This window comes from Aquabacterium sp. A08 (assembly GCF_011742065.1).
Genome location: NZ_JAAQQT010000661.1, coordinates 13,138 through 28,074, shown reverse-complemented (window position 1 = coordinate 28,074; position 14,937 = coordinate 13,138). Strand labels below are relative to the sequence as shown.

At 66.9% G+C, this 14,937-nt stretch carries 11 protein-coding genes; all 11 read right to left on the bottom strand.

The window, feature by feature from the left end; all coding sequences use genetic code 11:
• Window positions 1-23 precede the first annotated feature (23 nt).
• Entirely contained in the window at window positions 24-4,763 is a 4,740-nt protein-coding gene (locus HA630_RS15785; protein ID WP_166835853.1) for a glutamate synthase-related protein, read from the bottom strand.
• Window positions 4,764-4,957: 194 nt separating this feature from the next.
• Window positions 4,958-5,665: a transposase gene (locus HA630_RS15780; RefSeq protein WP_166835851.1), complete on the bottom strand. Its 708-nt coding sequence runs from the start codon at window positions 5,663-5,665 to the stop codon at window positions 4,958-4,960.
• A gap of 11 nt (window positions 5,666-5,676) precedes the next feature.
• The gene (locus HA630_RS15775) at window positions 5,677-6,891 is read right to left on the bottom strand and encodes an MFS transporter (protein ID WP_166835850.1); all 1,215 of its coding nucleotides are present in this window, start codon (window positions 6,889-6,891) and stop codon (window positions 5,677-5,679) included.
• A 16-nt stretch (window positions 6,892-6,907) separates the two neighbouring features.
• Window positions 6,908-8,161 (bottom strand): deoxyguanosinetriphosphate triphosphohydrolase family protein, encoded by a 1,254-nt coding sequence (locus HA630_RS15770; protein ID WP_166835848.1) that lies wholly within the window; start codon window positions 8,159-8,161, stop codon window positions 6,908-6,910.
• Window positions 8,145-9,251: a 3-dehydroquinate synthase gene (gene aroB, locus HA630_RS15765; protein WP_166835847.1), complete on the bottom strand. Its 1,107-nt coding sequence runs from the start codon at window positions 9,249-9,251 to the stop codon at window positions 8,145-8,147. The genes HA630_RS15770 and aroB overlap by 17 nt, the downstream gene beginning before the upstream one ends.
• A 4-nt stretch (window positions 9,252-9,255) precedes the next feature.
• On the bottom strand, window positions 9,256-9,801 hold the full coding sequence (locus tag HA630_RS15760) for a shikimate kinase (RefSeq protein WP_166835845.1): 546 nt from the start codon (window positions 9,799-9,801) through the stop codon (window positions 9,256-9,258).
• Complete coding sequence (gene pilQ / locus HA630_RS15755) at window positions 9,798-11,909, bottom strand: type IV pilus secretin family protein (RefSeq protein ID WP_243855485.1); 2,112 nt, start codon at window positions 11,907-11,909, stop codon at window positions 9,798-9,800. Before pilQ ends, HA630_RS15760 begins: the two co-directional genes overlap by 4 nt.
• The gene (locus HA630_RS15750; protein WP_166835842.1) at window positions 11,906-12,457 is read right to left on the bottom strand and encodes a pilus assembly protein PilP; all 552 of its coding nucleotides are present in this window, start codon (window positions 12,455-12,457) and stop codon (window positions 11,906-11,908) included. Before HA630_RS15750 ends, pilQ begins: the two co-directional genes overlap by 4 nt.
• Entirely contained in the window at window positions 12,454-13,137 is a 684-nt protein-coding gene (locus HA630_RS15745) for a type 4a pilus biogenesis protein PilO (protein ID WP_166835841.1), read from the bottom strand. Before HA630_RS15745 ends, HA630_RS15750 begins: the two co-directional genes overlap by 4 nt.
• A 23-nt stretch (window positions 13,138-13,160) precedes the next feature.
• On the bottom strand, window positions 13,161-13,781 hold the full coding sequence (locus HA630_RS15740) for a PilN domain-containing protein (RefSeq protein WP_166835839.1): 621 nt from the start codon (window positions 13,779-13,781) through the stop codon (window positions 13,161-13,163).
• A complete protein-coding gene (locus tag HA630_RS15735; RefSeq protein ID WP_166835881.1) occupies window positions 13,778-14,860 on the bottom strand; it encodes a pilus assembly protein PilM in 1,083 nt (360 codons plus the stop codon). The genes HA630_RS15740 and HA630_RS15735 overlap by 4 nt, the downstream gene beginning before the upstream one ends.
• Between the last annotated feature and the right edge of the window lie 77 nt (window positions 14,861-14,937).

Below are 14,937 nucleotides of genomic sequence, written 5' to 3'. Positions count from 1 at the left end.
ATCCTCGGTTCGGTTCAGCGGGTTCAGGCGGCCACGGCGGCCTGGGGGGCAGCGGCCTTGGCGGCCAGTTCGGCCAGCGCGCGCTTGTATTCCGTCGGGAACACCTTGACGAACTTGCCACGGGTCTGCGCCCAGTTGTCCAGAATCTCGCGCGCCTTGGTGGAGCCGGTCCAGCGGTTGTGGTCTTCCAGCAGCTTGCGCAGCTGGGCCTCGTCGGTCTGGCCACGGTGCCAGGTGGCGCGGTCGGTGGTGGCTTCCTGCTCGGCGGCGGTCACCACTTTCTCCAGGGCCACCATGGCGGTGTTGCAGCGCTGGGCGAACAGGCCGTCCTCGTCGTACACGTAGGCCACGCCGCCGCTCATGCCAGCGGCGAAGTTGCGGCCGGTCAGGCCCAGCACGGCCACGGTGCCGCCGGTCATGTATTCGCAACCGTGGTCGCCGGTGCCTTCCACCACCGCGGTGGCGCCGGACAGACGGACCGCGAAACGCTCGCCGGCCACGCCCCGGAAGAAGGCCTCGCCGCGGGTGGCGCCGTACAGCACGGTGTTGCCCACGATGATGTTCTTGGCGGCGTCGCCGCGGAACTCGATGCTCGGGCGCACCACCACGCGGCCGCCGCTCAGGCCCTTGCCGGTGTAGTCGTTGGCGTCACCGATCAGGTACAGCGTGATGCCGTTGGTCAGGAACGCGCCGAAGGACTGGCCGCCCGTGCCTTCCAACTGGATGCGCAGCGTGTCGTCCGGCAGGCCCTCGGGGTGGAAACGCGTCACCTCGCCCGACAGCATGGCGCCGACGGTGCGGTTCACGTTGCGGGCCGTTTCCATGAAACTGACCTTCTCGCCCTTGTCGATGGCGGCGCGCGACTTCTCGATCAGCTTGACGTCCAACGCCTTGTCCAGACCGTGGTCCTGCACGTCCACGTGCTTGCGCGGCACGTCGGCCGGCACGGCCGGCTGGTAGAACAGGCGGCTGAAGTCCAGGCCCTTGGCCTTCCAGTGGGCGATGCCGGCGCGGGTGTCGAGCAGGTCGGCCCGGCCCACCAGCTCGTCGAAGCTGCGGATGCCCAGCTGGGCCATGATCTGGCGCACTTCCTCGGCGACGAAGAAGAAGTAGTTCACCACATGCTCGGGCTTGCCGGCGAACTTGGCGCGCAGCTCCGGGTCCTGGGTGGCCACGCCCACCGGGCAGGTGTTGAGGTGGCACTTGCGCATCATGATGCAGCCTTCGACCACCAGCGGCGCGGTGGCGAAGCCAAACTCGTCGGCGCCCAGCAATGCGCCGATGACGACGTCGCGGCCGGTCTTCATCTGGCCGTCGGCCTGCACTCGGATGCGGCCGCGCAGGCGGTTCAGCACCAGGGTCTGCTGGGTCTCGGCCAGGCCGATTTCCCAAGGCGAACCGCAATGCTTGATGGACGACCAGGGCGAGGCGCCCGTGCCACCGTCGTGACCGGCGATCACCAGGTGGTCGGCCTTGGCCTTGGCCACGCCGGCGGCGATGGTGCCCACGCCGATTTCCGACACCAGCTTGACCGAAATGTCGGCCCGGGTGTTGACGTTCTTCAGGTCGTGGATCAGTTGGGCCAGGTCCTCGATCGAATAGATGTCGTGGTGCGGCGGCGGGGAAATCAGGCCCACGCCCGGCACCGAGTAGCGCAGGAAACCGATGTACTCGGACACCTTGCCGCCCGGCAGCTGGCCGCCCTCGCCCGGCTTGGCGCCCTGGGCCATCTTGATCTGGATCTGGTCGGCGCTGACCAGGTACTCGGCGTTGACGCCGAAACGGCCCGACGCCACCTGCTTGATCTTGGAACGCAGGCTGTCACCGGCCAGCAGCGGGATGTCGCTTTCCACCTTGTCGCGGCCGATGATGGACGCGAGCGACTCGCCCTGCTGGATCGGGATGCCCTTGAGCTCGTTGCGGTAGCGCGCCGGGTCCTCGCCGCCTTCGCCGGTGTTGCTCTTGCCGCCAATGCGGTTCATCGCCACGGCCAGCGTCGCGTGCGCTTCGGTGGAGATGGAACCCAGCGACATGGCACCGGTGGCGAAACGCTTGACGATCTCCTTGGCGGGCTCGACCTCTTCCACCGAAATGGCCTTGGCCGGGTCCACCTTGAACTCGAACAGGCCGCGCAGCGTCATGTGGCGGCGGGTCTGGTCGTTGATGATCTGCGCGTACTCTTTGTAGGTGTTGAAGTTGTTGGCGCGGGTCGAGTGCTGCAGCTTGGCGATCGCGTCAGGCGTCCACATGTGCTCTTCGCCGCGGGTGCGCCAGGCGTATTCGCCGCCGGCGTCCAGCATCTGGGCCAGCACCGGGTCGTCGCCAAAGGCGGCCTTGTGCATGCGGATGGCTTCCTCGGCGATCTCGAACACGCCAATGCCTTCCACCCGGCTGGGGGTGCCGGTGAAGAACTTGGCCACGGTGTCGCTGCTCAGGCCAATGGCCTCGAACAGCTGCGCGCCGCAGTACGACATGTAGGTGCTCACGCCCATTTTGGACATGATCTTGGACAGGCCCTTGCCGATCGCCTTGACGTAGTTGTAGATCGCCTTGTCGGCCGACAGGTCACCCGGCAGGTCCTTGTGGATGGCCTTGAGCGTGTCCATGGCGAGCCACGGGTGCACGGCCTCGGCGCCGTAGCCGGCCAGCACGGCAAAGTGGTGCACTTCGCGGGCCGAGCCGGTTTCCACCACCAGGCCAGCAGTGGTGCGCAGGCCTTCACGCACCAGGAACTGGTGCAGCGCCGACAACGCCAGCAGAGCCGGAATCGCCACCCGCTCGGCGCTCACCGCGCGGTCGCTGACGATGAGGATGTTGCTGCCGCCCTTGATGGCGTCCACCGCTTCGGCGCACAGCGAGGCGAGCTGCGCCTCCACGCCTTCCTTGCCCCAGGACACGGGGTAGGTGATGTCCAGCGTGGTGCTCTTGAACTTGCCGTGCGTGTGCTTTTCGATCTCGCGCAGCTTGGCCATGTCGGCGTGGTTCAGCACCGGCTGGCTCACCTCCAGCCGCATCGGCGGGTTCACCTGGTTGATGTCCAGCAGGTTCGGCTTGGGGCCGATGAAGGACACCAGCGACATCACGATCGCTTCGCGGATCGGGTCGATCGGCGGGTTGGTCACCTGTGCGAACAACTGCTTGAAGTAGTTGTACAGCGGCTTGTTCTTGTCGGACAGCACGGCCAGCGGGCTGTCGTTGCCCATGGAACCGATGCCTTCCTCGCCGTTCTGGGCCATCGGCGCCATCAGGAACTTGATGTCCTCCTGCGTCATGCCAAACGCCTGTTGGCGGTCCAGCAGCGAGGCATCGACCTGCTCCATCGCTGCGTGCGAGGACTCTTCGGTCAGTACCTGCTGGCCTTCGGCCTCGCCGGCCACCGGCTGGGTCACGTCGTCCAGGCGGATGCGCAGGCCTTCGATCCACTGCTTGTACGGCTTGGTGTTGGCGATGTTGGCCTTCAGCTCCTCGTCGTCGATCATGCGACCCTGTTCCAGGTCGATCAGGAACATCTTGCCGGGCTGCAGGCGCCACTTGCGCACGATCTTGCTCTCGGGCACCGGCAGCACGCCGGACTCGGAGCCCATGATCACGAAATCGTCGTCGGTCACGCAGTAGCGCGACGGGCGCAGGCCGTTGCGGTCCAGCGTGGCGCCGATCTGGCGGCCGTCGGTGAACACGATGGACGCCGGGCCGTCCCACGGCTCCAGCATGGCGGCGTGGTACTCGTAGAACGCCTTGCGGCGCTCGTCCATCATGGTGTGCTGTTCCCACGGCTCGGGGATCATCATCATCACCGCCTGGCTGATGGGGTAACCCGCCATCGTCAGCAATTCCAGGCAGTTGTCGAAGGTGGCGGTGTCGGACTGGCCGGCAAAGCTGATGGGGTAGAGCTTTTGCAGGTCTTCGCCCAGCACGGGGGACGACATCACGCCCTCGCGCGCCTTCATCCAGTTGTAGTTGCCCTTGACGGTGTTGATCTCGCCGTTGTGGGCCACGTAGCGGTAGGGGTGGGCCAGCGGCCACTCGGGGAAGGTGTTGGTGGAGAAGCGCTGGTGCACCAGACCCAGGGCCGACACGCAACGCGCGTCCTTCAGGTCCAGGAAGTATTCGCCCACCTGGTTGGCCAGCAGCAGGCCTTTGTACACCACGGTGCGGCTGCTCATGCTGGGCACGTAATACTCTTTGCTGTGCGTCAGCTTCAGGCGCTGGATGTTGGCGCTGGCGGTCTTGCGGATCACGTACAGCTTGCGCTCCAGCGCGTCCTGCACGATCACGTCGGTGCCCCGGCCGATGAAGACCTGGCGGATGATGGGTTCGGTCTGGCGCACGGTGGGCGACATCGGCATGTCGGCGTTGACCGGCACGTCGCGCCAGCCCAGCAGCACCTGGCCTTCGGCCTTGATGGCGCGCTCCATCTCCTGCTCGCAGGCCAGGCGGCTGGCGTGCTCTTTGGGCAGGAACACCAGGCCCACGCCGTATTCACCGGCGGGTGGCAGGGCCACGCCCTGCTTGGCCATTTCCTCGCGGTACAGTTGGTCCGGGATCTGGATCAGAATGCCCGCGCCGTCGCCCATCAGGGCATCGGCGCCCACGGCGCCGCGGTGGTCGAGGTTTTCCAGGATCTTCAGACCCTGCTCCACGATGGCGTGGCTCTTCTGGCCCTTGATGTGGGCCACAAAACCGACGCCGCACGCGTCGTGTTCCTGGGCAGCGTCGTACAGACCGTGCTGTTGCAGCGCTGCGATTTCGTGGGACTGGGTCACGCCAAACTCCTGAGACTGATGACAAGTGTGCGAAGCATAGTGCAATGCAACAACAATGCCAAGCCTTTTAATTGGGGTCGGAGTAAAATTAAAATCCAAAAACTCTAATCACCAAACTAATTGGGGACAGATTAAATCGACTCGATGGACTTGCGCCTTCAACCCGAGGCCTAGCACGGGCACTCCGTCTACCCTCAGGACGGCGTGGGGCCAACCTGGGCCTTGGGCGGTCGCCCGGCCCGGGCTTTGCTGGGGCGGCGGCCCGTGCGCTCGTGCAAGGCCTGCAAGAACGGCTCGCTGCCCAAGGCCCAGCCCTTGAGGGTGGCTTCCGCCAGCCGCGCCTGGGTGGCGGCGTCCAGCCCCTGCTCCACCCGCGCCGCGTAGGCGGCTTCGCGCGCAAACGGGGTGTTGCCCAGCGCCCACACCAAGGGGTGCGGGGTCAGCCAGCGGTCCTGCCGCCGGCCCAGGTAATGGGCGTGGCTGGACCACGGGTACGCCGCCGGTGCATGCACCAGACCGGCGCGCACGGGCAGCAGGTCCAGATTCACCATGCTGGGGATCAGGTAAGAGGCAGCCTCCAGCAGGGTGGAGCGGTAGCGCCCCTCCCACAGGGTGCCGCTGCGGGCGTGGCGCTGGTTGAAGGCACGCACATAGCTGCGGCCCAGCGCCTGCATCAGCTTGCCCACCGCGTCGTCGGTCTGCGGCGTGAGCAACAGGTGCACCGCGTTGTCCAGCAGACAGTAGGCATGCACCTGCACCCGCTCGCGCGGGGCCAGCGTGGCCAACAGGTCCAGCAAGCGCTGCCGGTCAACCACGTCCACGAACACCGGCTGGCCGTTGTGGCCCCGCCAGACGACCTGGTGCAACACCTCGGCCAGGGACAAACGCGGCAGGCGGGCCATGGCGGGGTGAATCAGTGCCCGACGCGGTCCAGCCGCCGCTGCAGGGCCAGCGACAACACCCCACCGACCAGGCAGCAGGCCAGGTTGACCGTCCAGGTCAGGTGCCAGCCCCCGACGCGCGCGGCCAGCCAGGCCACCAGCGGCGGCCCCACGAACTGGCCCAGCGACGACAACTGCTGCACCCAACCCACGGTGGTGGACACCGCGTGGCCCCCGGGGGCCAGCCGCACCGCCAGGGTGAACAGGGTGCCCGGGATCAAGCCCCCCAGCGCCGAAAACACCAGCACCGCCAGGTAATTGACCACCGGTCCGCCCCAGCCGCTGAAGGTCCAGTAGGCTCCCAGCGCCATGCTGCCGTAGCCCCAGCCCAGCAGCGTCAGCGGCCGCACGCCGTGGGCCAGCCAGCGCCCGGCGGCGATGTTGCCGATGAGGTTGACGCCTGCCGCCAACGCACTGAGCGCCCCCACGGCCGCCAGCGACCAGCCCGCCGCGGTGTAGATGGTGGGCAAAAACCCCACCACCGCCAGCCACTGCCCCGAATACATCAGAAACGCCAAGGCCACCAGCCACGGGCCGCCCGAAGACAGGGTGCCGGCCAGCCGGGGCCACAGACCCAAGCCACCGCCCGGGGCCGCTGGCGCGTCGGGCGGCACCCAGCGCCACACCAGCCCGGCACACACCCAGGTGGCCAGGGCCAGGGTGGCCCAACCGGCGCGCCAGCCCAGACCGGCGTACACCAGCGGCCCCACCAGCAGGGTGGTCGCGGCACCGATCGGCATGTACGCCCCCCAAAACCCCAAGGCCTTGTTCAGCACCGCGGGGGCCTGCAGCTGGCGCCGCAGCAGGCCCGGCGCGGGCAGCACGGCCAGCAAAAAACCCAGGCCCTCCAGGGCCCGGGTGGCCAGCAACACCGCCGGGCTGGGCGCCGCAGCCCCCAGTGCACTGCCCAGGCCCAACAGGGCCAGGCCCAGCAGCATCACCCGCCGCGGTCCCAGCCGGTCGGCCAGCATGCCCACCACCGCGCCCAGCGTCATGCCCGCCATCTGGATCACGGCCAGCAAAAAACCGCCCTGCACCAGGGTCAGCCCCAGGTCCCGCGCCAGCACCGGGATGGCCGGCGGCAGCTTGCCGACATGGAAAGCGCTGACGATGCCCACCCCAACGATCAGCGCGGCGATGCGCGTGTCGGTCCGTGGGTCGGCGCAACGGGGGGCGGTGCTGGGCACGGTCGTCGGGGCCGTTTCAGGTGAACAGGCGCAGGCCGGTCAGCCGCTCGTGCTCGCGGATGGCGTAGCGGTCGGTCATGCCAGCAATGTGGTCGGCCACGCGCCGGCGCAGGCTGAGCGGGCGCAGGGTCTGCGGCGGCTGCGCCATTGCTTCGGGCGCTTGGGTGTAGGCCTGGTACAGGTCGCCAACGATGCGGCGGGCCCGCCCGGTGGTGGCCAGCACCTGCGGGTGGCGGTACAGGTTCAGCATCAGAAAGCGCTTGAGCTCGGACGAGGCCTGGCGCATGCCCGGGGAAAAGCGCAGCAGCGGCCCGTGTTGCCGCACCCCGTCGAGGCTGTCCACGCCGGCCTCGCGCACCGCCGCGCGGGTGGCGTCGATCACGTCGTACACCTGGGCGCTCAGCATGCGGCGGATGGACTCGAACAGCACACGCCGCCCGGTCAGGTCGGGGTGTTCGCGCAGGACCGCCCGGCGGTGCTCGTCGAACAGCGGCACCGCCTCCAACTGCGCCAGGGTCAGCAGACCGGAACGCACCCCATCGTCGATGTCGTGGGCGTTGTAGGCGATCTCGTCGGCCAGGTTGGCCAGTTGCGCCTCCAGCGACGGCGACTGGCCCCGCAAAAAACGCGCCCCCACGCCACCCGGTTCCCGCGCTTCCAGCCACTGCGCGTTGGCCCGTGAGCAGTGCTTGAGGATGCCTTCGCGGGTCTCGAAACACAGGTTCAGGCCGTTGAAGGCGGGGTAGCGTTCTTCCAGTTCGTCCACCACGCGCAGGCTCTGCATGTTGTGCTCGAAACCGCCGCGCGGCTCGTCCGGGCCCGCGGCGTCGGCGTGGCCGGGCACACCGTCCACGGGGTCGGGCGCGTGCGGGAGCTCGACCTCGGCTTCGGGCGGCTGACCGTGCAGGCAGGCGTTCAGCGCGTCCTGGCCGGCGTGGCCAAAGGGCGTGTGCCCCAGATCGTGGGCCAGCGCAATCGCCTCCACCAGGTCCTCGTTCAGGCCCAGGCTGCGGGCTATGCTGCGGCCCAGCTGCGCCACCTCCAGCGAATGGGTCAGCCGGGTGCGAAACAGGTCGCCCTCGTGGTTGAGGAACACCTGGGTCTTGTACACCAGGCGCCGGAAGGCGGTGCTGTGGATCACCCGGTCGCGGTCGCGCTGGAAATCGTTGCGCGTGGGCGCCGGCGCCTCGGGGTGGCGCCGCCCCTGGCTCAGGGCCGGGTCGCAGGCGCAGCCGGGCGGCAGCGCGGTGGCGTCAGCCGGTGCAGGCATCGACGACCTCGGCCACCAGCGCATCGGGGGCGCCGCGCACCACGGCCTCGCCCCGGCCGTTGACCAGCACGAACTTGATCTCGCCGGCCTCGGCCTTTTTGTCCACCCGCATCAGTTCCAGAAAGCGCGAGGCCTGGTCTGGCGCCAGCACTGGGGCCCGCACCGGCAGGCCGGCGTCGGCCACCAGGCGCGTCAGCCGCGCCACCTCGGTCTCGGGCAGCAGGCCCAACCGGGCCGACAGGGTGGCGGCCATGACCATGCCGCAGCCCACCGCCTCGCCGTGCAGCCAAGCGCCGTAGCCTATGCCGGCCTCGATGGCGTGGCCAAAGGTGTGCCCGAAATTCAGGATGGCGCGCAGCCCGGCCTCCTTTTCGTCTTGCCCGACCACCCAGGCCTTGATTTCGCAACTGCGGCGCACGGCGTGGGCCAAGGCCCCGGCGTCGCGTGCCCGCAGCGCGGGCAGGTGCGCCTCGATCCAGGCCAGAAAATCCAGGTCGGCGATCGGACCGTACTTGATCACCTCGGCCAGGCCGGCGCTCAGTTCGCGTTCGGGCAGGGTGGAGAGGGTGTCCAGGTCGCACACCACCCGCAGCGGCTGGTAGAAGGCCCCGATCATGTTCTTGCCCAGCGGGTGGTTGATGGCCGTTTTGCCCCCCACCGAGGAATCCACCTGGGCCAGCAGCGTGGTGGGCACCTGCACGAACGGCACCCCGCGCATGTAGCAAGCGGCGGCAAACCCCGTCATGTCGCCCACCACCCCGCCCCCCAGGGCGTAGAGCACGGTCTTGCGGTCGCAGGCGCGCGACAGCAGGGCGTCAAAAATACCGTTCAGCGAATCCCAGGTCTTGTGCGCTTCGCCATCGGGCAGCTGCACCACGTGCACCTGGCCGTACAGACCCGCCAGGGCCCGGCGCAGTCGCTCGGCGTAGAGCGGACCGACCACGTCGTTCGTCACGATCAGGGCCGCCGCCGCCCGGGGCAGGCCAGCCCAGGTGGCCGGATCGTCCAGCAAACCCCGACCGATCAGAATCGGGTAGCTGCGGTCGGCCAGGTCGATGGAAACGGTGAGCGGTGCGGTGGCAGAGGACATCCTGCTAGTGTAGCGAGGGCGTGTCCCGGTCCTCGGCACCGGGGCTGGCCGCCAGGTCCAGTTGCATGGCGATCATGTTGACCAGGGTCGCCACCGACGGGCGCCCGGTTTCGATGACGAAATGGGCCGTCTCGCGGTACAGCGGGTCGCGCACCGCGTAGAGGTCGCGCAACTTTTGCAGGGGATCGTCCACCTGCAGCAAAGGCCGGTTGCGGTCGTGCCGGACGCGGCGGAACACGTCTTCCGGCGTGGACCGCAGGTAGAACACCCGGGCTCGGTCGCGCAGGTGCCGGCGGTTGGCCGGCCGCAACACCGCCCCCCCCCCGGTGGACAGGACACAGGGCCCGTCCTGCGTCAGCGCGTCGATGACCGACTCCTCGACATCGCGGAAGGCGTCTTCGCCTTCGCGGGCAAAGAAATCGCGGATCGAGCAACCCAGTTGGGTTTCGATGCGCTGGTCCGAATCCACGAAAGGAATCTGCAGGCGCCGGGCCAACTGGCGCCCCACGGTGGTTTTGCCGGAACCCGGCAGGCCGACCAGTGCGATCACCGCTGGCTGGACAGCGATTCGGTCTGCAACCTCGGGGTGATGAACACCAGCAGTTCGGTCTTGACCGAGGACGAACCGCGCGACTTGAACAGGTTGCCCAGCACCGGAATGTCGCCCAAACCCGGGACTTTTTCCAGGGTGTTGGTGTCGCGCTGCGTGTAAATACCACCGATCACGATGGTGCCGCCGTTTTCGACCAACACCTGGGTTTCGACGATTTTTTTCTGCACCAGCACCAATTCCTGGGTCAGTTCGTTCAATCGCGCTTCGTCCTTTTTCACCTCCAGTTTCATGATCACGTCGCCATCCGGCGTGATCTGAGGCGTCACCCGCAACGACAAGACGGCATCGATGAATTCCGTGGTGGTGTTGCCCGCCTGATCCAGCTTTTTGTAAGGAATTTTCTGACCATCTTCGATTTTGGCTTCACGCTGGTCGGCGGTCAGAATCTTGGGACTGGCGATGGTTTTCACCTTGCCGTCCGATTCGTTGGCCAACAGTTCCAAGTTCAACAGCCGGGTGGAGCCAGCGTTGAACAGCGAGAAAGTGAACAAGCCGCCGTCCCGCGTGGCATCGGGCGCAGGGATGTTCTGCACCGCCGAGGTGTTGGTGGCGTTCAGGGAATTGAAACCCAGTGAGCCACCTCCTCGGTTTTGCAAATCGCCCCGCGGCGTGGACTTGCCACCAAAGCGGACCCCAAGGCTCTTGCTGAAGTCGTCCGAGGCTTCCACAATGCGCGCCTCGATCAGCACCTGCTTGACCGGGATGTCAATCTTCTTGATCAGCGCCCCAATTTCCTCCAGCTTGGAGGCCACGTCGGTGACGAAGATCTGGTTGGTGCGCGGCTCAGAGAACACCGAACCCTGCTTGCTCAGGATGCGCACCTGCGCCTCGCCGCTGCCCACGGCGGTGGTGAGTTGCTTGGCCACGTCTTCGGCCGTGGCAAAGTTCAGGCGGAAACTTTGGGTGCGGGGCACTTCCAGCACGCGCAAGGCCTGCTTGGCTTCCAATTCGGACTTTTCCTGGGCCAGAATCTCGGCCTGCGGCGCCACCCAGATCACGTTGCCGGTCTTGCGCATGCCCAGGCCCTTGGCCTGCAACACAATGTCCAACGCCTGGTCCCAAGGCACGTCCTTCAGGCGCAAGGTGACACTGCCGGTCACCGAATCGGAGGTCACGATGTTGAAGTTGGTGAAATCGGCAATCACCTGCAACAGCGAGCGCACCTCGATGTTCTGGAAGTTGAGCGAAAGCTTTTCACCGCTGTAGTTCGGGCCTTGGCTGAGCTTGTTGGGGTCGGTCTTGACCTCGCGCACCTCCAACACGAACTGGTTGTCGCTCTGGTAAGCGCTGTGCTCCCAGTTGCCGGTGGGCTCGATCAACAGGCGCACGCGATCACCGGCCTGGGTCGCGGTGACCATGCGGATGGGGGTGCCGAAGTCGGCCACGTCCATGCGGCGGCGCAGGCCCTCGGGCAGCGAGGTTTTCAGGAACTCGACCACCAGGTTGCGCCCCTGCTGGCGGATGTCCACCCCGGTCTGGTTGTTGGCCAGGTTGACCACCACACGGCCGGCGTTCTCGGGCCCGCGACGGAAGTCGATGTCGGACAGCGCGGCCACGTCGGACGGCACGCCCGGTGCCGCGAACACCGACCCCATGGCCCCGCCCGCCACCGGTGTGGTCACCGGCGGCTGCTGCAGGGTGACCAGCAGGGCGTTGCCGTCGATCCGGGTCTCGTAGGCCACGGCCTGACCCAGGTTGAGCACGACCCGGGTGCGGTCACCGGCCTCGACCACGTTGGCCGAGCGCAGGTTGCCCTGGTTGATCTCGAACAGGTTTTTGCCGCTGGCGTTGATGGCGCCGGCAAAGTCCAGCGCGATGCGGGCCGGCGACTGGATGGCAAAGCCGGCCGGCAGCTGCTTGAGCGGCTCGCTCATCTGGATACGGATGACCTCGCCCCCGCCCTGGGTGGCGGCGGTGACGGACTGGATCGCCAGTTGCGCCTGCGCCAGCCCGGCCATGAACAGCGCCGAAACCAGGAAAGACAGTTTGCCCGTGCGGGAGAAGGTGCGTGCCATGGCGTTGCCGGTGGTGTGTGTGGTTGTCATTTGCCGGTTCCCTCTTGTAGCTCCAAAGTCGACATGCGCTCGATCCACTCGCCCGCCGCGTCCTGAACGATTTCCCTCAGGGTGATCTGGTTTTCGGTGATGCGTGTCACGCGACCGTAGTTCTGCCCCAGGTAGTTGCCCGGACGCACCTGGTACAACAGGTTGTTGGCCCGCACCAGGGCCACGGTCTGGCCACGGCGGTCCATCAGGCCGACCATGGTCATGGTGTCCAGCGGCAGGGCCTCCAGCGGCTCCTTGCGGCGGTTGACCTCGGCCGCCAGCAGGCCCGAGGCGGCGGCAGTAGAGGCTTCGTCGCGGAACGACCGGCTCAGCTTTTCCTCGCTGAAGGGCGACAGTTCCGCCTGGTCGGTGAAAGCCTGTGGCACGTAAGGCTTGGGCTCCGACACCGGCTCCACATTGGGCTTGACGGTGTTGCGTTGCCCGGTCATCCAGTCGGCCAGTTCCTGCTGCCCCGACGCGCCGCAGCCCGTCAAGGCCGCCACCAGCGCAACCAGCAGCAAGGGGCGCTGCACAGCAGAGGCGATCATTTCTTGGCCTCCTTGGCTTTCTGGGCATTTTTCTGGGCCAGCACCTCGTCCGGGTCCAGGTAGCGGAAGGTCTTGGCCGTGGCGTCCATGGTCAGCACGCCCGCACGCGCCTGCACCGGCGACAACGCCAGGTTGTTCAGGGTGACGATGCGCGAGAGGTGTGCCACGTCGGACACAAACAGGCCCACTTCGTTGTAGCTGCCGGTGACCCGCACGGTGATGGGCAGTTCGGCATAGTAGTCGCGCACCACCTCCTGCCCAGGGCGGAACAGCTCAAACTGCAGGCTGCGGCCCAGCCCGGCCTGGTTGATGTCTGAGAGCAAAGCGTCCATTTCAGCCTTGCTGGGCAACTGTTTTTCCAGTTGGGCCACATACTGACGCACCTGCTCAAGCTGGGCTTTGAGGATCTCGAAGTTGACGGTTTTTCCCAGTTTCTGCGTGTATTCGGCGCGCAGCTGGGTTTCGCGGTTGCGTTCGGCGGTCAGGCGCGTGTCGAGGTCGCTGAGCCAGACGTACCACAGGGCCACCACCACCAGCACCGCCACCACGCACAGCAGCAGGTAGCGCGGCAGGTTGGGCCACAAGGAAGGGTCGTTGGGGTCCAGCCCGGTGAACTGGCTGCGGATGTTTTGCTGCAGGGCAGCAAAGTCGATGGAAGATTTTTTCGAGGTTTTGGCCATGGTTGTCCGACGAAACCGCCGCCTCACACCTTGCCCGCCGCGGGCGTGGACGCGGCCGCCCCGTTCTGACCCGCCGCTGTGGCGGCCTCTTTGGTCAGGGTGGCACGCAGCGAAAAATTGAACACCCGGCGCTGGCCCCGTTGGCCCAGGCTGGCGGTGGTCGCGGTGATTTCGATCAACTGCGGCTTGGTCAGCCACGGGCTGTGGTTGCCCAGGTTGCGCAGCAGTTCGGACACCCGCTCCTGCGACTGGGCCACGCCCTCGATGGCGATGGCCATGTCCTCCTGTTTGAGGGTGCGCAGGTACACGCCCTCCGGCAGTTGCTTGACCATTTCGTTCAGCAGGTACACCGGCAGGTTGCGGTCGGCCTGCAGGCTCTCCACCGCGGCCTGGCGGGCTTTGAGGCCGTCCAGTTCCTGCTGCAGCGTGGCGATCTCCTTGATCTGCACGTCCAACTTGGCGATTTCGGACTGCAGGAAACCGTTGCGCTGCTGCTGCTCGGCCATGCGGGCCTCGTAGACCCCGAAGATGGCCGCCGACACCGCCAAGCCCGCCACAGCGGCCAGCCCCAGGTGCACAAAGAACTGCTCGCGCCGCTTCTTGCGCGCGGCCTCGCGGTGAGGCAGGAGGTTGATGGTGATCATTGGCTGAACCTCCGCAGCGCCAGGCCGGTGGCCACCAGGTAGGACGTGGCTTCCATGCTCAGGCGGCTGGCCGGGATGGAAGGGGCCACCGCCATGCCGTCGAACGGGTTGATGACCTTGCACGGGAAGGACGTCTGCGCCATGACGGCCTCGGCCAGACCGGGCAGCGCGGCCGAGCCCCCGGACAGCAGGATGTGGTCCACCTTGTTGTGCGGGGTGCTGGTGAAGAAGAACTGCAGGGCGCGGCCCAACTCCTGGCCCACCCCTTCCATGAAGGGCGTGAGTACCGTGTCCCGATAATCCGCGGGCAGGCCGGCGCCGGAGCGCTTCTTGGCCTCGGCCTCGTCAAAGGGGATGCCGTACTGGCGCGCGATCTGGTTCGACAGCTGGACGCCACCGAACACCTGGTCGCGCTCGTAAATCATTTCGTCGTTGCGGATCACCTGCAGGCTGGTGGTCTGGGAGCCGACCTCAAACAGCGCGATCAGCATGTTGCGGCCCTTGTTGGGCAGCGTCTCGATCAGGCGGGAGGCCGCCAGCCGCGAGGCGTAGGACTCGACGTCCAGCACCACCGGGTTGAGGCCAGCGGCTTCGGCCAAGCCTTGGCGGTCGGACACCTTTTCCTTGCGCGAGGCGGCGAGCAGGACTTCGACGTAGTCGGGCAGGTTGGCGGCCGGCCCCACCACGCAGAAGTCAAGACTGACCTCCGACAAGGGGAAGGGGATGTACTGGGTGGCTTCGGACTCCACCTGCACCTCCAGCTCGGCGTCGGTCAGGCCGGCGGGCAGGTTGATTTTCTTGGTGATGACGGCCGAACCCGGCAGGGCCATGGCGACGTTTTTCGTCTTGGTGCCGGCCTTGCGCACCAGCCGTCGCAGGGCCTCGGCGACTTCGTCGAACTTCTCGACGTTGCCTTCGTTGATCCAGCCGCGCTCCAGCGGCTCGATGGCGCAGTGCTGGAGCACCAGCCCGCCATCCCGACCACGCCCCAGCTCGACCAGCTTGACCGTGGTGGAGCTGACATCAATGCCCAGAAGCGGCGCGGGCTCCCGGCTGAACATAGACCCCAGTGAGATCAATTCCATCCCCAAATGTGTGTGTCCGTTTCACGTCACCTGTGAACGTCCTGTTTCAATACTATCAGCAAGCACGCGCT